At 59.7% G+C, this 26,096-nt stretch carries 15 protein-coding genes and 3 pseudogenes; 9 read left to right on the top strand and 9 right to left on the bottom strand.

Features of this window, described 5'->3' with window-relative positions; all coding sequences use genetic code 11:
* Positions 1 to 36 precede the first annotated feature (36 nt).
* Entirely contained in the window at positions 37 to 519 is a 483-nt protein-coding gene (locus tag CVM73_RS19490; protein WP_091966391.1) for an Lrp/AsnC family transcriptional regulator, read from the top strand.
* 15 nt (positions 520 to 534) lie between these two features.
* Here CVM73_RS19490 and CVM73_RS19485 read toward each other — a convergent pair whose 3' ends face one another.
* On the bottom strand, positions 535 to 1,758 hold the full coding sequence (locus CVM73_RS19485) for a diaminopropionate ammonia-lyase (RefSeq protein WP_208639225.1): 1,224 nt from the start codon (positions 1,756 to 1,758) through the stop codon (positions 535 to 537).
* Positions 1,759 to 1,846: 88 nt separating this feature from the next.
* Here CVM73_RS19485 and CVM73_RS19480 point away from each other — a divergent pair, with 88 nt between their 5' ends.
* On the top strand, positions 1,847 to 3,208 hold the full coding sequence (locus CVM73_RS19480) for an aminotransferase class V-fold PLP-dependent enzyme (protein WP_430641311.1): 1,362 nt from the start codon (positions 1,847 to 1,849) through the stop codon (positions 3,206 to 3,208).
* A 375-nt stretch (positions 3,209 to 3,583) separates the two neighbouring features.
* On the opposite strand, the gene CVM73_RS19470 is transcribed toward CVM73_RS19480, so the two are convergent.
* Together CVM73_RS19470 and CVM73_RS19465 are read right to left on the bottom strand one after the other, a co-directional pair.
* Positions 3,584 to 3,829 (bottom strand): hypothetical protein, encoded by a 246-nt coding sequence (locus tag CVM73_RS19470; RefSeq protein WP_100233499.1) that lies wholly within the window; start codon positions 3,827 to 3,829, stop codon positions 3,584 to 3,586.
* Positions 3,830 to 4,071: 242 nt separating this feature from the next.
* Positions 4,072 to 4,248, bottom strand: a complete 177-nt coding sequence (locus CVM73_RS19465) for a hypothetical protein (RefSeq protein ID WP_205751234.1) — start codon at positions 4,246 to 4,248, stop codon at positions 4,072 to 4,074.
* Between the two features lie 1,338 nt (positions 4,249 to 5,586).
* On the opposite strand from CVM73_RS19465, the gene CVM73_RS19445 reads away from it, so the two are divergent.
* Positions 5,587 to 5,877, top strand: coding sequence for a DUF3892 domain-containing protein (locus CVM73_RS19445; RefSeq protein ID WP_100233497.1), 291 nt, complete (start codon positions 5,587 to 5,589; stop codon positions 5,875 to 5,877).
* 946 nt (positions 5,878 to 6,823) lie between these two features.
* Here the strand turns inward: CVM73_RS19445 and CVM73_RS19440 are convergent.
* Complete coding sequence (locus CVM73_RS19440) at positions 6,824 to 7,201, bottom strand: hypothetical protein (RefSeq protein ID WP_146006626.1); 378 nt, start codon at positions 7,199 to 7,201, stop codon at positions 6,824 to 6,826.
* 55 nt (positions 7,202 to 7,256) lie between these two features.
* Positions 7,257 to 7,391: pseudogene (locus CVM73_RS41780) on the bottom strand (transposase); the annotation flags it as partial.
* An 840-nt stretch (positions 7,392 to 8,231) separates the two neighbouring features.
* Between CVM73_RS41780 and CVM73_RS19425 the strand changes: the two are divergent.
* Positions 8,232 to 8,450: a hypothetical protein gene (locus CVM73_RS19425; protein ID WP_100233495.1), complete on the top strand. Its 219-nt coding sequence runs from the start codon at positions 8,232 to 8,234 to the stop codon at positions 8,448 to 8,450.
* 787 nt (positions 8,451 to 9,237) lie between these two features.
* The gene (locus CVM73_RS41645) at positions 9,238 to 9,360 is read left to right on the top strand and encodes a hypothetical protein (RefSeq protein ID WP_347338461.1); all 123 of its coding nucleotides are present in this window, start codon (positions 9,238 to 9,240) and stop codon (positions 9,358 to 9,360) included.
* Positions 9,361 to 9,920: 560 nt separating this feature from the next.
* On the opposite strand, the gene CVM73_RS19415 is transcribed toward CVM73_RS41645, so the two are convergent.
* Positions 9,921 to 10,403 carry a MarR family winged helix-turn-helix transcriptional regulator gene (locus CVM73_RS19415; RefSeq protein WP_100233494.1) on the bottom strand — a complete coding sequence of 161 codons (483 nt, stop codon included), beginning with the start codon at positions 10,401 to 10,403 and terminating at the stop codon, positions 9,921 to 9,923.
* 97 nt (positions 10,404 to 10,500) lie between these two features.
* On the opposite strand from CVM73_RS19415, the gene CVM73_RS19410 reads away from it, so the two are divergent.
* The 3 genes from CVM73_RS19410 (at position 10,501) to CVM73_RS19400 (ending at position 12,017) form a co-directional block, all read left to right on the top strand.
* Positions 10,501 to 10,884: an antibiotic biosynthesis monooxygenase family protein gene (locus CVM73_RS19410; RefSeq protein WP_245452358.1), complete on the top strand. Its 384-nt coding sequence runs from the start codon at positions 10,501 to 10,503 to the stop codon at positions 10,882 to 10,884.
* A 15-nt stretch (positions 10,885 to 10,899) separates the two neighbouring features.
* On the top strand, positions 10,900 to 11,382 hold the full coding sequence (locus CVM73_RS19405) for a hypothetical protein (protein WP_100233492.1): 483 nt from the start codon (positions 10,900 to 10,902) through the stop codon (positions 11,380 to 11,382).
* Positions 11,383 to 11,525: 143 nt separating this feature from the next.
* On the top strand, positions 11,526 to 12,017 hold the full coding sequence (locus tag CVM73_RS19400) for a hypothetical protein (protein WP_100233491.1): 492 nt from the start codon (positions 11,526 to 11,528) through the stop codon (positions 12,015 to 12,017).
* A gap of 272 nt (positions 12,018 to 12,289) precedes the next feature.
* Here CVM73_RS19400 and CVM73_RS19395 read toward each other — a convergent pair.
* A pseudogene (locus tag CVM73_RS19395) lies at positions 12,290 to 13,211 on the bottom strand (IS110 family RNA-guided transposase).
* Between the two features lie 198 nt (positions 13,212 to 13,409).
* On the opposite strand from CVM73_RS19395, the pseudogene CVM73_RS19390 reads away from it, so the two are divergent.
* Positions 13,410 to 14,432, top strand: a pseudogene (locus CVM73_RS19390) (IS110 family RNA-guided transposase).
* A 912-nt stretch (positions 14,433 to 15,344) separates the two neighbouring features.
* Here the strand turns inward: CVM73_RS19390 and CVM73_RS39265 are convergent.
* Positions 15,345 to 15,815, bottom strand: coding sequence for a hypothetical protein (locus CVM73_RS39265; RefSeq protein WP_146006625.1), 471 nt, complete (start codon positions 15,813 to 15,815; stop codon positions 15,345 to 15,347).
* A gap of 163 nt (positions 15,816 to 15,978) precedes the next feature.
* On the bottom strand, positions 15,979 to 25,920 hold the full coding sequence (locus CVM73_RS19380; RefSeq protein ID WP_100233489.1) for a non-ribosomal peptide synthetase: 9,942 nt from the start codon (positions 25,918 to 25,920) through the stop codon (positions 15,979 to 15,981).
* Positions 25,921 to 26,096 lie beyond the last annotated feature (176 nt).

Raw genomic sequence — 26,096 nt, 5'->3', positions numbered from 1 at the left:
CTCAAAATGCCAGAAAACTGCAAATTGAAATATTAAATGGCTGTCACGCGCACTGACCTCGATCGCCTCGATCTGAAGCTTCTCATGCTGCTGCAGGAGAATAATCTGCAGACCTCTGAGGAATTGGCAGAACGCGTGGGACTTTCGCCGACTTCTTGCCTGCGTCGACTCAGGCGATTGCGCGAAAACGGGGCGATCATGTCCGACGTCTCGATCATATCGCCTTCGGTCGCCGGCAAACGGGTCACGTCGATCGTGCTTGTTGCGCTCGAGCAAGAGCAGCTCGACCTTCTGCACACCTTTAAAAATCGAATGAGCGCCTATCCTGAGGTTACGCAGTGCTACTACGTAACGGGTTCGGCTGATTTCATTCTGGTCGTCAACACTGCCTCTATGGAGGAATATGGGGCTTTCACTGAGCGAGCATTCTTTCCCGACAAGAACATCAAGTCATTCAACACATATGTGTCGATGCAGACGGTCAAGTTCACCACCCGCATCAATCTTGACGTATCCTGACTGGCCGGGCCCTGTTCATGCCTTTTCGTTTCCGCTCCAAACCGATAGGTCGGTGGGCCCTTCCGTGGCAAAGAGCAGAACCTTGGCGGACTGATCGAGGCCAAGTCTCTTTCTGTCCTTCACTTCGGCTGCCCTTAAGAGGCCCGCCAATCCCGCCGCTCCCGACTCTCCAACGCGAAGACGCTGATCGCCTGAAACGCCCTCATTAAGCAAACGTACCGCGTCCGCGGCCTCTTCATCCGTTACCGTGATGTAGCCGCTGGTCAACTCTTCGATGATCGGCCAGACCAATAACGATGGGCTTTGGCATTCAAGCATCGACATGTTCGTCGCAGGCCCAGGCGGAAGCCGCACGGGCATCTTGGCTCGGGCGCTTTCGTAAAGGCATGCCGACCGTTCTGGCTCGACGATCCAAAGATGGGTATCGCGGCCGAATAGACCCCGTGCCGAGCCATGGCCGAACACGCTAGCTGCAAGACCTCCAACACCAGCCTGAACCAGAACATGCGTAAACGGCTTTGACTGTCCTGCCGTGGCCGCAATGATTTCATCGATCAGTATCGCATACCCCTGGACCACAAACGTGCAAGCGGTGTCGTCCTCCCCGGGGCCGACCGTATCCGGGACAGCGATCCAACCGTCCTGCGAGGCAGCCTTGGCCGCAGCCTCGACCGAGTCGTTATAGTCTCCGGCCACGCGCACGATTGCAGCGCCGAGCCGCGAGATATGAGCGGCCCGCTCGTCGCTCACGCCGGCGTGGAGATATACGACCGCCCGCGCTCCGATGAGCCTCGCTCCGGCCGAAACCGAACGGCCATGGTTGCCGTCCGAAGCACATGAAAATGTGAGCCCTGAAAGCATAGATCGCACGCCCGGCTCCGCCAATTCTGCAGGCAGAATCGAGCGTCCAGTCCGCCTCTCAACGTGCTTCATTGCGAGTTTCAGCACTGCGTAGGCTCCGCCGAGCCCCTTGAAGCTGCCTATGCCAAGCCGCTGTGTCTCATCCTTGATCCAGATTTCGCCGAGCCCCAGCTTTTCGGCGGTACGCGGCAGAGAAATCAGGCTGGTCGGTGCATAGCGCGGGCAGGCCTGAAGGAGGCGGAGGGGCTCATTTCCTGCGTTGCGGTCGCACCACCAAGGAGCCTGTTTTAAGCCGGGTGAACGATTGCGCAGCAGAAAGGGCCGATGATTGGCAAGCGTTTCCGACGGAGTTCCCGCGGGCTTTGAGGTGGGTACCAAGGTCATCCTCCTGGCAAGCAAGTACGATCCTCTCGGACCGTACTTTGCCAACCCGTGAGGCCGTTTGGCGCAATCTATGAAGCCGCAAATGACGGATTTTGGCATTGTGGGCCTTAAAATGGCGGGTTTGGGCTCTTCTGTCAGGCATGTTTCCAGAGATGTTGATCGAAGACCGGTAGTGCCTGCGAATCTGTCCATCTACCGCGTCGCGAAGAAGGGACTTCGGGTGCATAATATTCGAAAGCAAACTGCAAGCTCGATCAGCGATCTTTCCGATGCCGACGTCGTTCGCTTGCGAGCGGATACGCCCGGCGTTGCACACCGAATCCACTTCAATAATGCCGGCGCTGCGTTGATGCCGAGCCCCGTCGTCGATGGCATGGTCGCATACCTCCGGCGCGAAGCCACAATCGGCGGCTACGAAGCGAGTGCTGAAAGCACGGCGCGTTTGGAGGGCGTATACGATAGCATTGCTCGACTAGTCGGCTCAAAGCGCGAAGAAATTGCGCTGACTGAGAATGCCACTCTGGCATGGCAACGCGCCTTCTATTCGCTCCGCTTTGGCCCTGGCGACCGAATTCTGACCACCTCCGCAGAGTTTGCGGCAAACTATGTTGCGTTCTTGCAGGTCGCCCGCCGTACGGGCGCACGGGTCGAGGTTATACCCGACGACGCCGATCAGGTTATGGACCCGGAGGCGCTCGAGCGAATGATTGATGAGCGCGTAAGGCTGATCGCCATCACGTGGATACCGACCAACGGCGGCTTGGTGAACCCAGCGGAAACCGTGGGACGCATTGCGCGCACTCATAGTGTTCCCTACCTGCTGGATGCGTGCCAGGCTGTTGGCCAGATCCCCGTCGACGTCCGCGCACTTGGTTGCGACATGCTGACGGCAACAGGTCGGAAATTCTTGCGTGGTCCGCGCGGAACCGGCTTCCTCTACATGCGCGACGATTTCCTAAAGGACATTGAACCGGCCATGATAGATCTGTTCGGCGCACCTTGGGTTGGACCTGAGCGCTACGAACTTAGATCGGACGCACGACGATTCGAGACGTGGGAAGCGAACTATGCGGCCCGGGTTGGACTTGGGGTCGCTGTCGATTACGCACTTTCAATCGGCATCGATAGAATCGAACGACGTTGCCGCCTGCTTGCGAACGAATTGCGCGCAGCACTCGGCGCAATCCCGGGAGTGTCGCTGCACGATCTCGGAGATCGTCCCGCTTCAATCGTCTCCTTCACCATTCGCAATGTGGGTGCACGCGAGGTCATGCGTCGGTTGGCAGCAGGGAAAATCAATGTGTCAGTCTCACCACCAACAAGCACCCCGTTAGACTCAACGCGCAGAGACCTTCCTGATATCGTCCGCGCATCGCCGCACTACTACAATACATTCCAGGAGGTCGAAACTCTCGTGTCGGCTGTCCACCGAATATGCACTTGAATGGTAGCCTTCCCGAGGCTGGCTAGTCGGACGCATCGGCGCTCAACACTGGCTCCCATAATATAAGCGAGTGGCTCCACTCGCGGGGCTTGAGGCCGCCAGATTAAGACGGCAGTTTGCCATTCAACCGTCGCTGACAGGATTGGCTGTCGTGGGACAGTCCTTTGGCAAGTCTTCACGGTCGTTGAGGCGACCGGTGATGACGATGAAACGCAGGTTTGGCTCGCCGTAGCAAGCCCAGCCAAGCGCTGACGCTGGTCCTCTCCGCCGTTCCTGAAGGATGGACTGCGGAAGTATTGAGTGTCGACCTGACACCAAGCAGCAGCGCACGTTTGAGGAGCTTAACCTGGAACCCGGGGATATTCTGGACAAGGCCTAAGAAGGCTTCCACCTTTCGCTTTCAGCCTTGTTCGCGGCCTTGAGCCGGTCTCTAATGTAGTCCGAGATTTCGCCAATCTCAGCCTGCAAATCCGCTTCTGAAATATCCTGCCCCTTGGCAGCCTCGACTAGACGCCGCGAGAGTTCCGCCACATCCTGCGAGGCGCCGGCAGTTCGATACTGCTCGACAGCGTGGATACTGTTCTCGGTCCAGAAATCTATAAACTCGCGTGCCTTGCTCACCGTATCCCCTTACGCGGTCCTTAGAGCGTTAGCGCTGGGCGGCAAATAGGCAAGAAAAACGCCCCCGTCGGCACTTTTGTGTCGGCCCGTTTTCTCGTTAATCCGCTTCCGGCTATTCAGCCGCCTGTGCGAACATCCCGTCAGCGGCAGGCGTGCGGCGTCCTCCCGGAGGCTCTCACAGCTACGATCAAGCCACTCAGGCTCATAGGGCAACTCATCATTCAGCACCAGGACCTTCCGGCTCAGTTCGCGCCAGTCTGCGCGGGCGCATCGAGCACCCTTTCGGCGATCCCGCACGCTGTGTGCGTCATCTCTTCAACGACGGCGTCGGGAAGCAGGCCACGGGCCAGGTTTCGCACCTTTTCGTGGGTGGAAAGATATTGGGAGAGCGTGGTGGGGCGTTCGGCGGTCTGCGGCATTCAGCGATATAGCGATTTTCGATATCGCTAGCGATAGCGGGCATCAATGCAAGCGGCAACCGCTAGGACTAGCTAGATTTGATCAAACCGTTATAATCAGAGGTGGTCACAACAGCAATTGGCCGATGCGTCCAAAGTCGGCAACGCGACGATCAGAAATTTCGAGGGCAGTAAATCCACTCCGCAGCACGCTACCCTTGATGTGCCGAAGCGCGCCCTCGAATCTGCAGGCGTCATCTTCCTCAACGACGGCCAATCTATCGTCGATGGGCCAGGTGTGAGGTTGGCCAACGCAGAGCGCCATATTGACTGGCGAAATCTGCCGAGCCGAACATTTCACCCTCCTCGTCTGGCTGTAGGCGCCCGGCGCGAATGATCGGGAAGTAGTAGCGTTGCATAGGAGAGCTTTCCACCGCGACGGTCATGCGCTCATATCAGAGCGGGACGCACCTATGCGCGGTTGGCAACTGCCGTTTTCTTGCGTGCTTGGACTGCACCTCAAAGCGCGAACGAGTATCCTACCGCCGCTGCAGGGAGTATGACGTAGATTTGCAACGCGCTGCGATTTTGAGCGGTGCGTGATGCTGCTCTACATTCACTCGGTCATGATGATCGAGTCGTGGCTCGATTTCTGGCTTACCGCAGCCCAACTCTCGCCCCGGCATGCTACCTGCGCTGGGGCACCTCATTCGGGGACGACTTGAAGTCCTGGCAGACTGTCGGTCGTGATTGAAGCAAGACAGTCCGCCAGCCTTTCGTCAGCTATCGCGAGCGCACCCAGTGCCTTTTATGACTAACCCGCACACCGGGAGCAGTGCGGGCGCGGCGCGCTGGCGAAAGTCTCACAGGCATCCCACCCGAACCGGTTGGCACTCACGCGGCGCCCCTAGAAGAGCGCGTATGCGTGCAGTGATCTTCTGTGCCTCCTTCGACCCAAGATTGGGTTTCACGTAATCGAGTATGTCCCCCATTGCCTGAGCCTCAGCGGCCTTAGATGTCGCGACTTGGCGATCTGATGGGCTCAGAGACGGATCGACCGCGTGGGCCTGATTGGCCGCAAGCGCTTGCGACCGCAGGGACGTGATGTGCCGCTCGAATATGTGCATCCGTTAGCCCGTACTGCGCCCATGGATTTGAGCCGCTAACTTCGGTGGCCAGCCCGTCCTCGAAGAGTGAGGCTGGCCACCTTTGCTCCCGAGAGGCTCAATTTCCCAAGGGGTGCGATCAAGGAGTATCGCTGAGAAGGACTGGAAGCACCTACCTGAATTGGCAGCCGGTCGAATTGACTGCTCCGGTCTAAGCTAGTGCCTCAGGCTTGCAGATTTGGGAGAGACTCAAATGGCCAAACGCGCACGCATTCGTTACGCCAATAAGACGGACAGAAAGAATCCTCACGAAAGAATAACACATGTCGGCGGAGTAAACCCCGATGGAAAGCCGTGGAAGCGGTCCATCGACCAGGTTGTCAAAGATATCGAGAGCGCCGAATGGGAGTTCTATGTCGAAGAAAATGGACGCAGGGTTAGTGTGGTTGGGGCCACGCACAACGGGCACAAGTACATCAAGACAACGGCCGACGACATTCAACCAGACAATGTTCTCCCGCTCCTAGCCGAGTGCCCCGAATGATCTCAATCTCAGTGACCGTAGGCAGCGCGGGCGCGACTCGACGCCGGTCAGCTGGGAGGGATCGGACGCTGTCCCCGCCACGCCCGCGCTGCCAGTGAAGTTAGCGGCGACGTGACTCGGCGCTTGAAAGTGGACCGATGAGCGCTGTCTCTGCCACGCACCGTTAACTTCAACACGGCCAGCGTTCCGTCTGGTAGCAAAGCTGACCGCGCCCTCGCTCCCGAGAGGCTTAAATTCCCAAGGGGCCACCAAAGCAAATCGTCGAAAAATTACCGGAGGGCACCTACCCGCACCAGTGGGTTGCCGCCTTCCCGGCGTGCCTGTCATATTAAAACCCTTGGCCTGCAACTGTTCGAGCTGGCTCCGCTCATAGGAGTAACGCCGTGCCTAGGACGGAAGTGGTAGCGGCAATCCAAGCATTCACGGACTACGTCCGTAGGCCAAGCCATACACCGGCAGAAGACACGTAGGGCCACAGCGAACTGAAGAACAGCTGGCCGATTGGCGATCCCGGGCTGAAGTTATCGGCTCAGAAATGGACGCGGTGGCGTATAATTCCCGTGGCGTTGCGGGAACATCTGTCCCCATCTCGCGGATTGCCCTCTTTCGACCTTATACGAATTCGAGGCGCTCAGAGGTACGAGCCCGTCACCGGCGAAAGCCGGGGGCTGGCGCGCCCGATGTTGAACTGACGCCCGATATGATCGACGCGGGCGTCGGTGTGCTATGGGAAACTGGCGCCGTCGAGAACCCTTGCGTTCTTGCTGATCGTGACGCGGTTACGCGGGTCTACCTCGCGATGCTCTCGCAATCGCCGTCATGGCGTCGATTAGGTTGGTCAGTTTTCCTGCCAGACGCGTAACCTTGGTAATGAACTCATAAACCTCGTCTGTGGACATCTGCCCTTGCTTTACTGATTTTGTTCGAGGGTCCCACCGAGACGGGGTTAGTTTCCCGTATGCGATGCCGCTCCTAGTGCGGAGTGGTGAGCAAATCGATCTCTGTCGTCCTTGATCGCGCGGATTCCTGAGCTGATCTTTGTCCATTGCGGCGCTAGGGCGCCATAAATCTCATCTTCGGCAAACAGTTGGTCTATAATCGAGAGCCAGGTTTGGAAGTTGATGATGGAATACAAGATTAGGCCAACTTTGCGTTTGTTGACGCCCAGCAGTGTGGCTGCAACCGTGACCAAGTTTTCTTCTAGTCGAGCGAAGCCAGATAGAGCGATGCCGATAGCGGTGAATATGGCTCTATCCTGTTCTTTCTTCAGGCAAGCTAAAAGCTGAGTCATCAGCTCAATTTCACAATCCGTTGGCTCTGACATGTCTAAAAAGCCTCGCGGCGAAAGCGAATACGATGAACAGGAAGCGCAGAAGCGCTTTGAGGCTGCTTTGCGTGGCGGCCTCTTGCACGCCGCAGTGCGGGCAAACGCGCTCGTCGCCCCAGCGCAGCTTTTCGAGGTAAGCGCGGGCGGCTTCGTGGGTCTGGAAATGGGGCGCGTTGAACTGAGACATGGGGCCAAATCCCTAAAGAATGCGTAGATTCTAGGGATATAGGGGACATTTTCGGCGGATGCCGGACCCTTAATCAGGACGGAGCCGGATGATGCTTAGCACATCTCGCTACGCAAGTGCGAAGCTATAAGACCTCGAATAAAAAGTTGCTCACGGTGCAGAAATCAGCCGAGAGGAGCTCGCGAGCGGCATTCTGCGGATTACGAAGCGTCTCGAGATGAACTCGAAGCCGCGCTCAAGGTAATCGATAGCCTCAAGGATCACACCGGGCTCACGGTGGCAGCCGCGAGACCTAAACAGCGGGAACGTTAGCGGCCACGTGACTCGGCGCTTTGAAGTGGACCGATAAAGCGCTGTCCCTGCCACGTGCCGCTAACTTATCAGCTTCAAGCGAGGGCAAGAAGCTGACAGCGGTGTATTCTCCGGACGACTGCCCTAGAGCAACTACCAAGACAGGGCGGTGACTTGGCGATCAGTCTCAGGTCGCAGGTAGTGCGGGCGAGACTCGGCGCTGTTCGGTTGCGTTGGATCAAACGCTGTCCCTGCCCCGCCCGCGCTACCATTTGAAGTTAGCTGGAACATGACTCGGCGCCGACCGTTCTGGTGCCATTGCGCTGTCCCTGCCACTCGCCACCAACTTCAAAGGCGTTTTACGCGGACTACCTTTCCGAAAGCTGACAAGGCGGGCGGCTATAGATCGCCGTCACGCTGCGGGCCTGCTTAGAATCTCGCGTAATATCTTTTGTGAACAAACCATGGATCGGTCAAACCACTGTTGCTAACCGCTGGTATTGAGCCGATGACCGGCATCGGCTGGAGGCAACGCCCCAAGGGACCGCCATGCCTAATACTATTCGCGAACAACTTGATGGAGTGGAGCGTGATATCAAACTCTACGAGGAATTCCACGACCGCGAGAAAACTCGCTTCGAACGTGAGTGCTTCCTTTGGACCGCGGAAGATCGCATCGAGTGGCAGAAGACGCAGCGTTCGGTTGCTGAATACCTTTGCGAGCGCCAGGACAAGCGCAACGCCTTGCTCGACGAGCTTGAAGAATGAGTTATCATTCGCCGACTCCAGCTTACTCGCGTCGCTTGAATCCTTCCTGTCCAAGAATAGGACGCCCCGCTATAGGCGGCCTGCGCGCCTCGCCTTCGAATGTAGGCGCGCGCCAAGTGATTACCGAGATGTGCGCCAGGAAGGGATTGAATCCGAGCCCACGCGTATGAGCGTTCTCAGCGCCTGGCGCTGCATCGCTCGCGTGTTGTCGTCGATGTCAACGAAAGCGAAGACGCCAGGGCAAGTTGCCGAGATTGATTTTCATACTTGGCTCGCGAGTCATCAACGCGCAGCCACCTTCTGCCCGACGACATCATCAGACCAACGATGAATGATCCGCGTAGAGATGCCGCCATTGGAAATTGTCGTCAGTTGTGCAAAGCCCCCCACCCAACACGGAGTCCGGCCGTCCTTCTAATCTCGACTGGTAATCTCGCGCTGTGCTTTCAACGCCGCGACGGCGTGTCCAACAGTTGCCGGTGCAGTTGTCAACGCCTCCCGGATTTCTGGTACGTCTGCTTCGGTGTTGCACGGGCACGGATTAAAGCCGCGCGGAAAATCAATTACTCGCCGTGGCTCCAGGTGCTCGCTACTAGCCTCCAGTGACGTAATCCGAAAACCGGAGGGGCCATGCTGTTCCGAAATTCCCCCGACCGATACCTCGAATGGACTCGCAGCCGTGACCTGGATGATGACATTCCGTGAAGCTCCGCCACGGGGGTGGGACCGGGCGTTAGGCTGAACGATCTTACGCCAGCCCTGAAGCGCCGCGCGCAAGCTTGTCGGATTGGCAGCCAGCATTGAGCCGGTCCAGGATGGCCGCATCTACATCGAGCGGATCAATGCGCGATTTCTCTACACGCTCAAGGCCAGCGGGCCGGAGTTCGGAGCTGGCAAGCACGCTGTTTAGAAGGGCTGGCTCGAGCTACACGAGAGCAGGACTTTCGTGCGTTTGCTGGAGCCGGGAAAGGTGCTGACAACGTAGACCAACCGGCCCCAGCCTGGAGGTTTTTCCGGATCGAAAAACGAGCTGGGACCGAGAGGTCTGCCGCTATCTGGTCGCGGCAAACGCACCTTAATCCCAAAAAATCACCCCCTCGGGATTCACATTTGTGAATCGACGCAAATGATGCCCCAGCTCGCGTGGGACGAGCTGGGGTCCGGAGGCAGCAGACCGGGCGAGCCGGTAAGGTCGCCTCAATTGGCTGCCGGTCTCCGCGCTGGCGAGCCTTGTTCTGGCTAGTGATCTTCAGAAATTGGTGCCGGTCGTCGTCTTTTTGCTTGCTCGTTCCTCGCTGGCCATACGGCCTCAGCGTCCGAGCCAGCCCCGGAAAATGCTTGAGGCCGTTTTGTTGTTTCCTGTCACGAACCTGTGGCACGGCCATTGCTAGGGTAGCGCTAACTGGGATTTCAGGGCTCAGTTTGAGAATGAAACGCTGCCGGGACATGTATTTCGAGCCCGGCAGCGTTCTATTTCGAGAAACTGGTGGCACAGCCGCCCGCGCCCTCAAGCTTATCTCGCAAGGCCGTGATCACGCGATGGACAATCCGTATATCCTTGACCGATAGCCCTTCTGAAAGATCGTTGATCCAGGGAGCCTGCAATTCCATTGCGGCTTCGAAGGCACGCTGTCCATTCTCAGTGAGCACGACGAGCTGCGCCCGTCGGTGATGCGGGTTGACCTCAAAAGATACGAGGCCCTCCCTGTGCAGATCATTGATAATCCGCTGCACGTTTTGACGATTGCCGCCGAGGTCGCGTGCGAGCCAAGCGACCGGTTGGGGACGTTCGGCGGACACAATGGCGCCAAGCACCTGCCAGCGTGCGCTTGTTAGGCCAAGCGGGGCGACCAGACGGTCGCCGGCCGTCAGAAGTAGGCTGTCGAGCCTGAATAGATCGAGAACAAGGTCGGTCAGGGCGTCACCCTCGGGGGTTCGCTCGGCTTTTTTCATTTGTCACCATTGCTTTATATTGACACCATAATGTCAATCTGCTATGTAATCATAATACCAATTAGGCATCACATATTAAATAGCGATGGAGGCACTCATGTCGTTGCTACGCCCACTGGACCCTTCCTTCCCGATCGACCGCCAGATTGCTATCGAGGCAAATTCGGTCGTCCTGGTGAACTTATTCACTCTCGACAAAGCCGATGAGGCGGCTTTTCTCAAAACCTGGCAGGACGACGCAGCGTTCATGAAGCGACAGCCGGGCTTCATTTCCACTCAGCTGCACAGAGCTCTCGGCGACAGTTCGACCTATCTGAACTACGCCGTCTGGGAATCCACCGCACAGTTCCGCGCGGCCTTCACCCATCCTGACTTTCTAGCAAAAATCGCCACCTATCCGGCCTCGGCGATAGCTTCCCCTCATCTGTTCCAGAAAGTTGCCGTGCCCGGCATCTGCGTTGCCGAGCCCTGCTGTTTTTAGGAAGGGAAGATACTCATGATCAAGTTAATCCATCCTGTCGCTGGCGCCTTGGCTATCGCAACGATAGGCACATTTTGGCTTTCGACGGTACTCAGCGAGCTGTTCGCGTCCCATGCCACAGTTGCAACGGTTAAGAGCACCATACCGTGGGGTTTCTTGTTGCTGATTCCGGCGCTCGCTGCGACCGGTGGTACAGGTGTCATCTTGGCAAAGGGGCGCCGGGCCGGACTGATCGGGGCCAAATTCAAGCGCATGCCATTCATTGCAGGAAACGGAATCCTGATTCTTATTCCGTCTGCGCTCTTCCTTGCTTCCAAGGCTCAGGCGGCAGAATTCGATGCCACGTTCTATGCTGTGCAGGCGATCGAGCTCGTCGCGGGCGCAACAAACATTACACTTCTTGCTCTCAACATGCGGGACGGTCTCAAAATGAAGGGATGGTTGCGCCGCAAACCCGCTGGATCACCTGAACCGGAACTGCGCGGACAACTGACCTGACGCCCGGTATTGTGGCTTATGAGCATATATTCACAAACTCACAATGAGCTGGCCGGAAGGCGTTGGTTCGTTGCATCGACGTTGAAACGGTTCCCCGGCCGACAGCGCCGAGGCGTTCTCATGACCCACTAGAGGAGCGCGCTATGTCCTGGAAGTGGAAGCCGAGTTGGTACATCTTGGGCGGCAAGGCCAGCATCGTGCAACCGGCCCTTCAATGTCTTGTCACAAAACGCTCGACTGTCTTTAAGATCGACGGCCGCCGCGTACCCAAGCGGGCCCAGCCCGACCTGGTACTCGATCTGATCCGCAAGGCTGCAAACGCCCTTCTGCACCTAAGGCGGCGCAAGGTGCATCGCAGCCGGTTCAGCGAACCAAAAGGAAATCCGCGCAAGGCGAAGGGCGAAGCGCCATTGCAGACCTCAGCAGAGGTTGTGCGCACCTATAGTGCTGTCGTCGACGCGCTCACAGCCGCGATTCTCAATGCAGAGGCCGCCTTAAACTGGTTGGGCACTCAACCGCCAGATCTGGAAGAAGCCCGGCGAGCACTTAGTACTATCGCTAAGGACGGTACGCGAGCAGGCGAAATTATCGCTCGACTTCGAGCGCCGATGCAGGATGACGCTCTTGATCCCTAAACGGGCTCTGACCCGCACCATCCCGTTTATGATGGGGTTGTCTAATGGTTGCTGAAAGGTCAAGCATATAATGTTGTTGAAGTGCTTGCCGGGTGCACGGTTGTCTTCGCGGTCGACAGTAGCCGCCGCATGATGGAGCTTCGCGGGACGAGCCCTTCAATGTGGACGACGCACTTTGCTGAGTCAGCGGTGCAACCCCATCAGCGGAATGGCTCGGCTCATGTCCCGGCAAGGGACACCTCAAGCGTTCAGCTTCAGAACGCTAATCGGATTCATGCGATGGCTCCGGCTGTCGGATTGAACAGCTCGCCAGTCTTAAGCATTGTATGCATTATCACTGCCAGCTTGCTCGCCACAGCCACGGCAGCTCTTTTGAAGCCGATTCTTTCCCGGAGCTGCAAACCCCACGTGCGCAACGTGCTTTCGCTTGAGCTGAGCGTGAGAATGACCGTCGCTGCTTCGTACAAAAGCCCTCGCAAATGACGGTCGCCACGTCGGGATATATGGCCGTCATAATCGACTTCTCCGGATTGATAGCGGCGCGTCGTCAGGCCGATCCACGCACCAACAGAGTGATTTCTTAAAGTTGTCCGGCTCCTCAATGGCCGTGGAAGGTGGTTGCGGTGATCACACCGATGCCGGGAATGGACAAGGATGCGGCAAGCCTGACTCTGTCGGGCGTCGCGGACCGACTGGCGTCCGAGTTCGGCAGCGCGATGCGAATGCCACGCCAGGCTTCCAGCATCGGAAGCACGATCGATGCAAGTCCGTCTTGATCGGCAAGAAGGCTCCGGACGTTCTTCTCGAAGGTGCTTCCCTTTCCGGCTGGAACGACCCGACCGAAGCTTTTCATGACACCGCGGATCTGGTTGGAAAGCTCGGTAGCGATTCGGACGAGCCGCGTGCGCGCCGCCACAAGCGTGCGGGTCAGCATACTGTCGAATCCCTTCACGCGCACCTCACGAAAGAACCCGACTTCCGCCAGCTGGTCAACCCATCGGCATCGTTCGCGTCCGTCTTGTTCGCCGCCATATCGAGTGCCGCCGAACACCACTCGTTTCACGGCCGGCGCACGCTTGCGGATGAGTTCGGTGATCTGGGATCCGATGCGCACTCGCCGCGCCAGATTCGTTCACCCGCTCGACGGATTGCCGTCTCTTTCATCGACACGTCGAAACCAATATACTCGTCCATCGCTGTTCTCCATTCGATGCTTGGGCCCGGGGTCCAGTCGTGAGCCCGTATTTCCATCCGATCGGGAAACAGCCGCCCTCCAAGGCTCGTGATTGGTTGTAGGGCAGCTCGCTCCTGCGATTACCCCATGTGGACGCCCCGCCCGACGGCATCGATGTGCCAAAGTGGAGGTGTTGAGCACCACTTAAGGAGGCGTCCGTGTCAGAAGTTATCACAATCGGTCTGGATATCGCCAAGCACCGCGCAGGGAGCGGATGTGCGGGGTCGAGCATGTTCAGCAAGCGGATCAGCCGAGGAAAGCTGCTGGATTTCTTCGCGGCGCAGCGAGTTGCACGGTGGCGCTGGAGGCATGTGGTGGAGCACATCACTGGGCTCGTCAGCTGACTCAGCTTGGCCATGAAGTTCGGCTGATCCCGCCCGCCTACGTAAAACCGTTCGTGAAGCGGCAAAAGAACGATGCGATCGATGCCGAACCGGTTTGCGAAGCGGCGCAGCGGCCGAGCATGCGATTCGTGGCCATGAAGAGCGAAGAGCAGCAGGCGGCGGGTCTGCTGTTCGGAACCCGTGATCTGTTGGTGCGGCGGCGAACCCAGCTGATCAACGTGATCCGAGGACACCTCACCGAATATGGTTGGATCGCACCCAAAGGTCCGTCGCATGTGGCGATGCTTGCCGACCTGATCGACGAAGAAGCGATGGCCAGCTCGCTTCCCGAAGCGGCCCACACCATGTTCCGATTGATGTTAGACCTGCTCGCCGGCCTCAACAGCCAGATCGCAGATCTCGAAAAGAAATCGCACGGCGTGCACGAAAGGATGAAGTATCGCGCAGGCTGATGACCGTTCCCGGTACTGGCCCAGTCTCCGCCACCGCGATCGCCGCCTTAGCACCGCCGGTCGAGACCTTCGCCAAGGGCCGCGACTTTGCCGCCTGGCTGGACCTCACGCCCCTTCAAAGATCGAGGGGTGGCAAACAGAAGCTTGGCGCGACATCCAAAATGGGCGAGCGCACGCTCAGACGCCTCCTGATCATCGGCAGCAGCGCCGTCGTGCAACAGGCGAGCAAACGCGGCGCGCCAAAGGGGTCTTGGCTCGAACAGATGCTGGCTTGCAACCGCGCATGCTGGTAACGGTCGCGCTCGCCAACAAGATAGCGCCGATCGTCTGGGCGCTACTTGTCAAGCAGGAGAATTACAGGGCTCCGGTCGCAGCCAAGGCGTGAGCCTGGCGGGCCTGAGGTCGTCGCAGGTGTAGTCGGTCGAAGGAAAATATGGCGCAACAGTCGGTGAGACGGGGCCGGAAGAACCAGATGCACCCATCGTGCCCAGAGCACGCATTTATGATTTGGGTCCGGTCCGCGAACGCGATAGCAGAACGTTGGCGGCTTCATACAACACCGTGCGCACCGTCTCGTCGCCGGCTAACGTTTTCGGTGCGCTGGAACGTTTTGTACTGCGGCGAGTCCTTAAGGCCATCGATCCTGTTGCTTGTGGATCGACTGATGGACGCAGTAGTTGCCTATGCGATCTCGGTCTTTATCGTTGGATTTGGCATCGGGATATTCATTGCCGGTCTAAACTCTGGCTCGCCACCTTTGTGGGCTTGCGTCGCCCTGATACCCGTTGCGATCGGACTCCTTAGCGCATTAGGTCACAAATAGGATCCATCCCCTCCCGGGGGCGCCTCGGCGCGTCTGCTACTCCGTGTGGATTATGGGCATTTCGCCCAGCTGCCTATCGATGCTCGCACAGTCGTGTTGGCATGGCGCACTCCGGCCAAGCGGAATGGAAGAGCACCGCATTTGCAGGCCATTTTGATCCAACTGCGGCAAAGCGATGAATTCTAATAATCTTCCCGGCCTGACACCGATCGCAATATTGGTGTTTGCCACGATCCTTGTTGTCTTAATTTCGGCATGCCATTCACCTTGGCGGCCGAACCTCCCAAGCCGACAGATTGGCTCGGCTTTGCCGGCGACCGCTCTATCAGCTACAACTCTCTGAAACCGGAGCCGTCGCCTGATCAAAAGTGCGAAACATTCGGGACAGTACCCGCTTTCCAGATCATGGATAAGCCGGCACACGATATCTCTCTCCGGACTGAGAATGACAGGCTACATCTCAGGTCGCTTTGGTCAGCCGCCCGCAAATGCGCACCGTTCGGCGAGGCCTTCAGATTTCTCCTCGCGCGGCAGCACGGCAAGTGCCTCCAGCGCCGCCACCAGGCGAACGAGGCGAATTCGATCATGTGGCTCACTAAACGCCTCTGCGATAAGCGCGTTTGCGTAGCGCAGACGTTCAAGGATAGGCGATGATGGATCGTCCCCCGACACCATCCGCATCGCCAAGCTATGCGAGTAGATCCCGTCCGGGCTGAAGTCATCATCAAATAGATTGGCCCAACGATCATCAAGATGACTCGCCCGTGGTCCGCTTGAAAGGCTAACATTCGGCGAGCCAACCTTATCGAAATAAAATCGAACCTGAGAAGTCTCCCAAATGAACCCGTTCCCAACACGGACATCGTCCATGTGATGGTAGCCAAATTTCATGCGAATGAGATTGAGGATATACTCAGCCACATCAGGAGCTGCTTTCCAGGCCATCTCGTATTCCTGTCTATGCACCTGTACGAGCACAAGTGGTCATACCGCGCTGAATAGGCAGACCAGTCGGCCGCCGCTTTCGTGCTGAAGCTGTCGACTCGGGCAGCGCCGGAGCTCGAGACGAACCTTCGAACCCTCAGCTTTCGGAGAAAGTTCTCTCGGTCTATTCAACAGTGCCGATCAAGGCTGTTGAAATGGCTCGAGCCAGAACTCGGCGGTTTTCTGGATTGCTCACCATTGTCACGTGGTTGCCTGGAACCGGTACGGCACGAAGAGACCCAGCATTCACGACCCGGTCCCACCCTTGGTTTGGCAAGCCGCTACTGGGTTGTTTGTCAGGTGGTACCCAACGACTGATGCGAGGCTCACTCGCATAGAACTGATGTATTTCAATCGCGAGCGGCGGAACGCGATACGATTGTAGCGCGCGGTGAAATGTCGCGGCTCTTTGGTACATCGAAACGTCACTGTGAAGATCGTGATCTGGAGCTAACGCTCCTGTTTGCTGCGCCTTTTCAAACAACTCAGAGATGGAACATTGTTCGGTGTCGCGTTCCAAAACCTCGTGATACTCATCGCGCAAGATTCCACAACGATCCAAGACAAATTCTCGTGCCAAATTCTTCAGTGATCCCTTTGAAGAAGCCGCAGCTAGACTAACATCGATGAACGCCATGAATGATACAACTTCATCAACACTCAGTAACTGCTCGGCAATTGCATAAGCCAGGATTGCACCTGATGAGTATCCAGCAAAGCGGTATGGGCCACGTGGCTGGATCTGTTTAATTGCAAGAATCACCTCTGCGGCTATTGCCTCAATAGTCGGTGGACGAACGTCATCGAAAGGAGGCCATGGCAGAGCGTAGACCGAGCAGTCTGCATCCATTTCCGCTGCCAAACCGAGGACATACGAACAATCCCCAAAACCTGTCGGGACAAAGAACAGAGGTGGCTGCGAGCCGGTCGGTCGAACGGGAATCACCGCCGTGTTACTGGGCTGCACCTGCAAACGAATCTTCGATGCAAGCTCCTTCAGAACTGGGGCTCGGAAGAGGTCGGTGGCGCTAAAACTCAGGCCAAGCTTTAATGCGCGACTGAGCATCTGCACGGCCAAGAGCGAGTGGCCGCCAAGTTCGAAGAAGTGGTCGTTGCGCCCGATGCGCTCGACACCCAGGAGCTCGGCCCAAATTCGCGCCAGCGCCGTCTCGACTGCACCTTGCGGCGACTGGTAGGCCGCCAGCGCATAGGCCTGATCGGCCGGCGCCGGCAGCGCGTTCCGATCGAGCTTGCCGTTCACCGTCAGCGGAAGCGCAGCCAGCCGCACGAACGCACTCGGCACCATGTAATCCGGCAGCCGCGCACTTAAGTGCGCCCGCAAGGCGCCCGCAAGCCCGCCTCCATCGCCCTCGTCCGAGCCGGCCTCGGGCGCGCAGACCACATAGGCGATCAGATGCTTGTCGCCGGCGCCGTTCTGGCGTGCCACCACCACCGCCTCGCGCACCCAGGCGTGCTCGCAAAGCCGCGCGACGATCTCGCCCGGCTCGATGCGATAGCCGCGGATCTTCACCTGATCGTCGTTGCGGCCCAGGAATTCAATATTGCCGTCCGGCAGATAACGTGCAAGGTCGCCGGTCCGGTACAGCCGATCGCCCTCGACAAAGGGACTAGCGACGAACCGCTCGGCTGTCAGTTCAGGGCGGTTCAGGTAGCCCCGTGCCACCCCCGCCCCGCCAATGTAAAGCTCGCCCACCGCGCCGAACGGCACGGGCGCGCCATGGCCATCAAGCAAGTACACCCGCGTGTTGGCGATTGGACGCCCGATCGGGACCAACGACCCATTGAAATCAGCCGGGCAAGTCCAGATCGTCGCACAGACTGTTGCCTCGGTCGGGCCGTAAGCATTGGCAATTGATGCTGGGGCCAGACTTCGCATGAGTTCTGGCTTCGGCAGCTCTCCAGCAAGAATGAGAACTTGCACAGCCAAATCTTCCGGATCCTTGCTTGTCTGAAGCAACGCTGGGGGTAATGTCGCGTGGGTGATGGATTCGCTTTGCAGATAATCCGATAGCTTGCTACTCGCTTGACGGATCTCTTCCGCAGGCAAGTGCAGAGCGGCTCCGGAGCCAAACGCCATGACAAGCTCCCAAGCGCTTGCATCAAAAGCAATGGAGGCAAACTGCACGACGCGGCTGTTGGAAGAAGCGCCAAAGAGGCCGACCTGAGCCGACAGCAGATTGACCAAGCCCTGATGCTGGACCATGACCCCCTTTGGGGTTCCGGTTGAGCCTGAGGTGTAGATCACATAAGCGAGATGGCCCGATGTGAGGCCAAGCGTGCGCGGGTCAGGGTTTGAAGCCGCCCGGTCGGCCCAGGCGGGCGTGGCCGTCTCCACATCGATAACCGTCACATCGGTCAGCACCTCAGGGCCGAGTGCTGCGCGACCGACGACGTCGCAAAGCAGCAGCCGCGGCGCGGCATCGTCGACAACCTGATACAGCCGCTGGCTGGGATAGGCTGGGTCCAGCGGCAGATAGGCACCGCCAGCCTTGAGGATCGCCAAGACACCAACCACCATCGCCGGACTGCGTTCGAGGCAGATCGCAACCGGCTGGTCCGGCTTGACCCCGAGCGCGATCAGGTGGTGCGCCAGGCGGTTGGCCTTCGCATTGAGCTCGCCATAGCTCAGCCGCTCGTTTTCGCAGACCAGCGCCACCGCCTCCGGCGCCTTTTGCACCTGCGCCTCGAACAGCTCATGGACGCACCGGTCCGATGGATAGGCCTCCGCCGTCCGGTTCAGATCCTCCAGCAGATAGGTGCGCTCCTCAGCCGGCAAGATGTCCAGCTCGCGTACCGGCGTATCCGGGGCATGCTCCAGCGACTTTGCCAGCTGCTCGAGCACCCGCTGCATGTAGCCGCAGATCCGATCCGCCGAGATCGGTTCCGCCACCTGCACAGTGAGGCCCAGCGCCTCGCCAAAATCCTCCACCGACAGAGTCAGGGGATAGTTGGTGCGTTCCTCCCCACCCAGCCATTCCATGCCCGACAACACATCATCCGTCCCGGAGCCGGGCACAGCCGGCGCCGTGTTGTGACGGTAGTTCAACAGTGTGCTGAACAGCGGTGCCGACGCCGCAACAGCGCTGCAGCGCTGTGCGAGCGCCAGCGAGGCATGCTCATGTGCCAGCAGGTCGGCCAGCCGGGCGTGCGTCATCCGCACGCTCGCCTCGACGGCGGTGTCATCGAGATCAAGCCGCAGCGGAAGGGTGTTGATGAACAGCCCCACGGCGCGGTCGGCGCCAGCGCTGCCCTGCAGCCGGCCTAACAGCACCGTGCCGAACACCACCTGCTCGCGGCCGCTGCTGCGCGCCACCACCTGTCCCCACGCCAGATGGCAGAGGCTCGCCAGACTCACGCCCAGCCGCCGCGCCTGTTCGCGCAGCCTCGCATGGAGCGCTGACGGCAGCATCCGATGCGCCTCTCGAACCCCGCCGCCGTCGCCACGCACCTCGCTCAAGTCGAAGGGCGTGGTCGGCTCGTCGATGTCGGCCAGCAGCTCCCGGAAGAACGCTTCATCGGCCTTGGCATCACGGCGCAGATGCGCCTGCGCCACCAGATTGCGGAATGGCTGCGGCGCGGTCAGCTCATGCTGGCGCCCCTCCAGCTCGGCCCGGACCTCAGCATGCATCACGTCCCGCGTCGTGTGATCTCCGATCAGATGATGCTGCAGCTCCAGCAGCAGCCAGCGCGGGCTGCGGGGCTCGCGCGCTATCACAAACCGCAGCAGTGGCGCCCGGCCAAGCTCGATGCGGTGCCGACGTGGGTCAAACTGCTGCCTGAGCTGCTCGGCTCCAGTGCCATGAGCGCCATCCAGCTGGACCTCGATCACCTCCAGTTGCGCCTGCCGCCAAACCACCTGGGCCGGCCGCGACAATCCCTCCCAGACAAACGAGGTACGCAGGATGTCATGCCGATCCACCACCCGCTGGACCGCGGCAAGATAGCGATCGAGCAGCCCACGCTCGGCAAACGCCATCTGCGACACCAGTAGGTATGGATCGCCCTTTGCCGCTAGCAAATGATGGAACAGGATGCCGTCCTGCAGCGGCGACAGGCCGTAGATGTCCTGGATGTTGCAAACCCCGCCGGGTATCGTGGCGATGATCCGGTCAATCTCGTCCTGCGCTAGCTCGATCAGCGGCAACATCTGCGGCGTGATCGCCGCACTCCGCTCGGTGATCAGGTTGGCTGGGACCGCCACCTCGTGATGGCGGCCCAGACTTGCAGCCAGATCCGCCAGCACCGGGTTGACGAACAAGGTGCGCACCTCGATGCGCAGTGACCGCCGCCGTAGACGCTCGATCATCTGCACCGCCAAGAGCGAGTGCCCTCCCAGTTCGAAGAAGTTGTCGTTCCGTCCGATCCGCTCCAGCCCCAGCAGCTCGGCCCAAATCTGCGCCAGCACCGTCTCCATCTCGCCCTGTGGCGGCGCGTAGGTCCGGCGCGCATAAGCTTCGTCGCCCGGGGCGGGCAGCGCGTTTCGATCGAGCTTCCCGTTCAGCGTCAGCGGAAGCGCCGCCAGCCGCACGAACGCACTCGGCACCATGTGGTCCGGCAGCCCCGCACTCACATGCGCCCGCAAATCGCCGGCAAGATCAGATTCCTCAGCTTCGGCGGCAACGACATACGCAACGAGGCGCTGCTCGCCGCGACCATCCTCGCGCGCGACCACCACCGCCTCGCGCACGCAGGCGTGGCCGCAAAGCCGCGCGACGATCTCGCCCGGTTCGATTCGGAAGCCGCGGATCTTCACCTGATCGTCGTTGCGGCCCAGGAACTCAATATTGCCGTCCGGCAGATAACGTGCAAGGTCGCCGGTCCGGTACAGCCGGTCGCCCTCGACAAAGGGGCTGGGGATGAACCGCTCCGCTGTCAGCTCAGGGCGATTCAAGTAGCCCCGCGCCACCCCCGCCCCGCCAATGCAGAGCTCGCCCACCGCACCGAACGGCACCAGCCCGCCATGACCATCCAGCAAGTAGACCCGCGTGTTGGCAATAGGGCGACCAATCGGGACGATAGCCTCATCAAATCCAGCCGGGCAGCTCCAGGATGTAACGTCGATCGCGGCCTCAGTCGGACCGTAGAGATTGTGCAGGGCCGTCCAGGGCAATACGCGCCGAACCCTATGCACACTGGCGGCAGGGAGCGCCTCGCCGCTCCATAAAACCCGCCGCAGCGATGTGCAGCGGTCAACACTCTTCGCATCCAAAAAGCTGACCAGCATGGATGGCACGAAGTGAACTGTCGTGATGCGCTGGCTGACGATCAAGTCGACCAATGCATCGGGTTCTCTGTGCGCACCGGGCGGCGCCACGACCAGCGTTGCCCCTTCAAGCAAAGTCCAAAAGAACTCCCAAGCCGAGACATCGAAGCTAAATGGCGTCTTCTGCAACACGACGTCTGTTGCCTTCAGACCATAGGCGTTCTGCATCCAGATCAGGCGATTAACGATAGCCCGATGCTCGTTCTGTGCCCCTTTTGGCGTGCCCGTGGATCCCGAGGTGTAGATCACATAGGCGAGATTGCGGGAGCTCAGGCTGAGCGCGCGCGGGTCAGGGTCCGCTTCCGGCAGGCTGGCCCAGGCCGGCGCCGCAGCATCGAGCTTCACCACGCTCACATTTCCCGGCACATCCGCGCCGAAGGCGGCACGGCCGGCCACATCGGCCAGCAGCAGCCGCGGCGCCGCATCGTCGAGTACCTGATGCAGCCGCGCCGACGGATAGGCCGGGTCCAGCGGCATATACGCCCCGCCGGCCTTCAAGATTGCCAAAAGCGCCACCACCATCATCGGACTGCGCTCGACGCAGATCGCAACCGGCTGGTCCGGCCTGACCCCGAGGGCGATCAGGTGATGCGCCAGGCGGTTGGCCCGGGCATTGAGCTCGCCATAGCTCAGCCGCTCATCATCGCAGACCACCGCCACTGCATCCGGCGCCTTGTGCACCTGCGCCTCGAACAGCTCGTGGATGCACCGCTCCGCAGGGTACGGCGCCGCCGTCCGGTTCAGCTCGTCCAGCAGATACGTGCGCTCGGCAGTCGACAGCAGCTCGATCCGGTGGACCTCTTGCTGCGCATCGGCAGCCATCGCCCGCAGCAGCGCCAGCAGATAACCACGCTGCCGCTCGATCGTCGCCTGATCAAACAGCGCCGTGGCATACCCCAGCGTTCCGGCGATCTCCTCGCCATGCTCGCCAAAGCTCAGCTCCAGATCGAACTCGACCTGATCAAGCACCTCCCCGGCAGCTTCGACACTCAGCCCCGGCAGGTCCAATGATCCAACCGCATTGTTCTCCCAGGCCAGCATCACCTGGAACAATGGCGTGTGATCAAGAGCCCGAGGCGGCTGCACGATCTCCACCACCTGCTCGAACGGCAGGTCCTGATGCTCCTGCGCAGCCAGCACCGTGCACCGCGTCCGCTCCAGAAGCTCCGACACGCGCGGCTTGCCGGACAGGTCCATCCGAAGCGCAAGGGTGTTGACGAAGAACCCGATCAGCTCTTCGATCTCGCGGTGCCCCCGATTGGCGCTCGGCACGCCAATCACAAGATCGTCCTGCCCCGACAGACGCGACAGCACCGCCGCCCAGGCCGCCAGCACCGTCATGAACAACGTCGTGCCATGCTGCAGGCTCAGCCGCTTCAGCTCCCGCGTCAAATCCGCATCGACGATGATCGGGACCGTCGCCGCGGCAAACGACTGCTGGGCAGGCCGTGCATGGTCCGGCGGCAAGACAAGACGGGTCGCGCCTGCCAGGGCGCTGCGCCAATACTGCGCCTGCTTCTGCAGCCGATCTCCCGACAGCCATTGGCGTTGCCAGGCGGCATAATCCGGATACTGGATCGCAAGCGGCGGCAGAGGATCGTCCTGCCCAGCCTCGAATGCCCGGTAGAGCTGGCTAAGTTCACGCAGCAGCACGCCCATCGACCAGCCGTCCGAGACGATGTGATGCTGGGTCAGCAGAAAGACGTGTTCCTTATCCGACATCCGCACCAGACGCCCGCGGATCAGCGGACCGTGCGCAAGATCGAATGGCGTGTGGCCCTCTTCATGGCACAGATCCAAAAGTGCCGCTTCTGCATCCGATCTCTCCCGCAGATCGTGCTCAACTATCGGCAGACCCGCATCCGGCGGCAGAACCTCAACCCGGGGCTTGCCCTGGGTCGCGACAAAGACACTGCGCAGCGCCTCATGACGCGCAAACAGACGGTCAAGGCTGCGCTGCCAGGCGCTGTGGTCGAGCATCCCGCGCAGTCGCAAGGCCAGCGGAATGTGATAGTTCGTGCTGCCTTCGTTCAGCTGCGCCAAAAACCATAGCCGCTGCTGGGCAAACGACAGTACAAGCGGCTCATGACGCGACACGGCTGCAATCGACGGCAGCTCTTGCGGACCGGAGCGGCTCAACAGCTCGACGATGCTTGCCGCCAGATCAGTCAGCACTGGCCTTGCGAACAGCGTCGACAGCGGCAGTTCGACCCCGACAGCCTGTGACAGCCGGCTCGACATCTGCACGGCCAAGAGCGAGTGGCCGCCCAGTTCGAAGAAGTGGTCGTTGCGCCCGATGCGCTCGACACCCAGGAGTTCGGCCCAGATCCGCGCCAGCGCCGTCTCGACTGCACCTTGCGGCGACTGGTAGGCCGCCAGCGCATAGGCCTGATCGGCCGGCGCCGGCAGCGCGTTCCGATCGAGCTTGCCGTTCACCGTCAGCGGAAGCGCCGCCAGCCGCACGAACGCACTCGGCACCATGTAATCCGGCAGCCGCGCACTTAAGTGCGCCCGCAAGGCGCCCGCAAGCCCGCCTCCATCGCCCTCGTCCGAGCCGGCCTCGGGCGCGCAGACCACATAGGCGATCAGATGCTTGTCGCCGGCGCCGTTCTGGCGTGCCACCACCACCGCCTCGCGCACCCAGGCGTGCTCGCAAAGCCGCGCGACGATCTCGCCCGGCTCGATGCGATAGCCGCGGATCTTCACCTGATCGTCGTTGCGGCCCAGGAACTCAAGATTGCCGTCCGGCAGATAACGTGCAAGGTCGCCGGTCCGGTACAGCCGATCGCCCTCGACAAAGGGACTGGCGATGAACCGCTCCTCTGTCAGTTCAGGGCGGTTCAGGTAGCCCCGTGCCACCCCCGCCCCGCCAATGTACAGCTCGCCCACCGCGCCGAACGGCACGGGCGCGCCATGGCCATCAAGCAGGTACACCCGCGTGTTGGCGATTGGACGCCCGACGTGAGGCATCGGGGGCCAACATGACGGATCAGCTGCAAGGTGGTGCTCGGAAATGACGCTGATTTCCGTGGAGCCATATTGATTGATCAATCTCGCGTTCGGGTGTGCTTCGAAGAACTCCCTAAGCAGTGGAGTGGCCTGCAATCGCTCGCCGGCTGTATAAAGCTCTTTTAAAGAGGGCAGTTGCACGCGCTGGGTGCTCCAGACTTCCGCAAAATGATTCAATGCCACGAACGGGAGGAAAAGCCGCTCGATCGCCTCCCGCTCTACAAATTCCAATAGGTCGGAGAATCGCCTCCGGGTCTCTTCCCGCAGGAGCACAAGCGCTCCGCCGTCCTTCCAACAAATGAACAATTCCTGACAGGACACATCGAAGTTCAGGGTCGCGAATTGAAGTGTGCGCAGCTTTGATGTGCCAATCCCCGCAAGCGAATTCATAAGCGCGCCATGGGACATTTCAACGCCCTTGGGGATTCCGGTTGAGCCGGAAGTATAGATGACATAGGCAAGATGGCGCGAGGTGAGGCCAAGCGTGCCCGGGTCCGGGTTCGAAGCCGGCCCGTCGGCCCAAGGCGGGATCGCCGTCTCCAGATCGACCACCGTCACATCGGCCACGGCTTCGGCGCCCAATGCGGTTCGACCGGCGACATCACAAAGCAGCAGTTTCGGTTTTGCGTCGTCGACGACCTGCCGCAGCCGCGCTGACGGATAAGCCGGATCTAGCGGCAGATAGGCGCCGCCAGCCTTCATGATCGCCAAGACACCAACCACCATCGCTAGGCTGCGTTCCAGGCAGATCGCCACCGGCTGGTCCGGCTTGACCCCAAGCTCGATCAGATGATGCGCCAGCCCGTTGGCCCGCGCATTGAGTTCGCCATAGCTCAGTCTCTCCTTCTCATGGACCACCGCCACCGCTTCCGGCGCCTTTTGCACCTGCGCCTCGAACAGCTCATGGATACATCGCTCATACGAACAAGGCGCCGCCGTCCGATTCAACTCCTCCAGTAGATACGCGCGCTCGTCAGTCGGCAGAATGCCGATTCGGCCGACAGGCTGCCCCGCATCGTCCATCACGCCGCGTAACAAAGCTTGCAAATGCTGCGTCATGCGGTCGATCTGCTTGGGCGCTAATCGAGCGGCATCAAAATGCCAGCGGAAGCTCCCATCCAGAGCGCGAACCTCAAAGGTCAGCAAATCGCCGCATAAGGCTTGGCCAGCCTTGTGGCTCGTCGACAGCTCGTCGGCGGCGGAACAGCTCTCTTTCGTGATTGCAATGCCGATCGGCCAAGGCTGGCGTGCCCGTAGCGCCTCTACACTTCGCAATGTCGGCCAGCGCGCGATAAGATCCCGAGTATAGCTAGCGTGCGTCCTCAGCTGCGCGACTTCCGCCGCTACGGTTTTGCGCACTTCTTCAAAATCGAGAGCAAGCTCAATGCAAACATCCATCGGCACGACAGAGGCGATTAACGCCTCGACGAGTTTACAGGCAGTTTGCAATCCATCCCATGCAGGCTTCCATCCCAGTTGAAATTCGGTTTCCCCCGTCATCCGAGCGAGATAGATCAGCCAAGCCGTTACCAGATATTCCAACCGATCTTGTGGGGAAAGTTTAGCCAAAGCGCTTGGGCTACACCACGAACTCGACTGCCATCGAGAAGGCGCCGCAGCCACGGACGATGACACGAAAGGAGGATGCAATCTTCTAAACTGTTCGAGCCGCCGTCGCCAAAACTCCTCCCCTCGCGCCAGGAGTTCATGTGCGGCAGATATGCTGTGCACTTGTTCATCGCTCAAGTTCGGAAGGCGACTTCCTTGATTCACGCAAATCGCTCACACGTTCGAATCTGTTTTGGGGCTTAGGCTGGTCTGCATTGATGTGGCGAGACCGGCCGAAGCAGATCACTCAATTTTCCTGCCAACCTTCCGCATCACCAAAAATGATGCAGGCGGTATCGCAGCTGCCACTCGACCGCGTCAGAGTTCTGGTAAGCGTTCGC

The sequence above is a fragment of the Bradyrhizobium forestalis genome (genome assembly GCF_002795245.1).
In the GTDB taxonomy this organism is placed as follows: domain Bacteria; phylum Pseudomonadota; class Alphaproteobacteria; order Rhizobiales; family Xanthobacteraceae; genus Bradyrhizobium; species Bradyrhizobium forestalis.
This window is presented reverse-complemented; position numbering and strand designations above follow the sequence as displayed.

Bases quoted from the DNA above. Each gene is read 5' to 3' on its own strand.
- CVM73_RS19490 (WP_091966391.1), top strand. From the start codon at position 37: ATGGCTGTCACGCGCACTGACCTCGATCGCCTCGATCTGAAGCTTCTC.
- CVM73_RS19480 (WP_430641311.1), top strand. From the start codon at position 1,847: ATGACGGATTTTGGCATTGTGGGCCTTAAAATGGCGGGTTTGGGCTCT.
- CVM73_RS19465 (WP_205751234.1), bottom strand. From the start codon at position 4,248: ATGCCGCAGACCGCCGAACGCCCCACCACGCTCTCCCAATATCTTTCC.
- CVM73_RS19445 (WP_100233497.1), top strand. From the start codon at position 5,587: ATGGCCAAACGCGCACGCATTCGTTACGCCAATAAGACGGACAGAAAG.
- CVM73_RS19440 (WP_146006626.1), bottom strand. From the start codon at position 7,201: ATGTCAGAGCCAACGGATTGTGAAATTGAGCTGATGACTCAGCTTTTA.
- CVM73_RS19425 (WP_100233495.1), top strand. From the start codon at position 8,232: ATGCCTAATACTATTCGCGAACAACTTGATGGAGTGGAGCGTGATATC.
- CVM73_RS19415 (WP_100233494.1), bottom strand. From the start codon at position 10,403: ATGAAAAAAGCCGAGCGAACCCCCGAGGGTGACGCCCTGACCGACCTT.
- CVM73_RS19410 (WP_245452358.1), top strand. From the start codon at position 10,501: ATGTCGTTGCTACGCCCACTGGACCCTTCCTTCCCGATCGACCGCCAG.
- CVM73_RS19405 (WP_100233492.1), top strand. From the start codon at position 10,900: ATGATCAAGTTAATCCATCCTGTCGCTGGCGCCTTGGCTATCGCAACG.
- CVM73_RS19400 (WP_100233491.1), top strand. From the start codon at position 11,526: ATGTCCTGGAAGTGGAAGCCGAGTTGGTACATCTTGGGCGGCAAGGCC.
- CVM73_RS39265 (WP_146006625.1), bottom strand. From the start codon at position 15,815: ATGGCCTGGAAAGCAGCTCCTGATGTGGCTGAGTATATCCTCAATCTC.